The sequence below is a fragment of the Janthinobacterium sp. BHSEK genome, assembly GCF_056174685.1.
Genome location: NZ_JBWBYV010000275.1, coordinates 1 through 738, shown reverse-complemented (window position 1 = coordinate 738; position 738 = coordinate 1). Strand labels below are relative to the sequence as shown.

Genomic DNA, 738 nt, shown 5'->3' with positions numbered 1-738 from the left:
TGGCATCCCAGGACTTGCGCCTCAATGGCGGTAAACGGATCGCGGCCTGGCTGCTCGGCTTCTATCAGCACCAGGCCGATGCGCCCGAACAGCCCCACTTTGGCGCTAATTGCCTTGCCGGATGCCTGGAACTGCTGTTGATGCTTGTTGCTGGCAGCGTTGAACAGTTAGCCCAGGATGCGGTCATGCAGGTCGATGATTTCGTCGGTGACGGTAGCCATGCCCTCGGTGCCGTAGCGGCGCTGCAGCTCGAACTTCGCCAGGTCGGAGGGCGTCATCTGGTCGCCCTCGGGTGCGATCTTGAGCAGCTGGTTCTGGTGCACCAGCCGCTAGATGCTGATAGGCAGGTCGAGCGTCTACCACGTTTTGAGGCGTTCAATGTGTTCCAGCATATGCCCCGAGTTCGGCCTGTCCAGGTACGCCGGCAGCTCAAGCAGATGCTCGCGCCGCGTCTCCTCCCGTTCGGCATACTGCGGCCTGCACATCGGGTTGAGCCGTAGTTGCCGACCTATCCAATTCAGCAGAGAGACTGGCAAGGCAAGCAGGCTATCGCGCTCGGAGGCAGACAGAATCGAACGGCGGGGCATACGGTTTCCTTTTTCTGGAAAACGAGGGTTTATGAAAAGCCCGCCAGGGAAATCAACGCGATACGGGAAATCAAAACCTTGTGATTCTCGAAAATGGTTCTTGAAACCATATTTTTGATTACATACAATCTCAACGAGTTTCGCTAAAACA

1 pseudogene is annotated in these 738 nt (G+C 56.8%); it reads right to left on the bottom strand.

Annotation, left to right across the window (positions count from 1 at the left end):
- A pseudogene (locus tag AC0V2Y_RS29015) lies at positions 1 to 587 on the bottom strand (hypothetical protein); the annotation flags it as partial.
- Between the last annotated feature and the right edge of the window lie 151 nt (positions 588 to 738).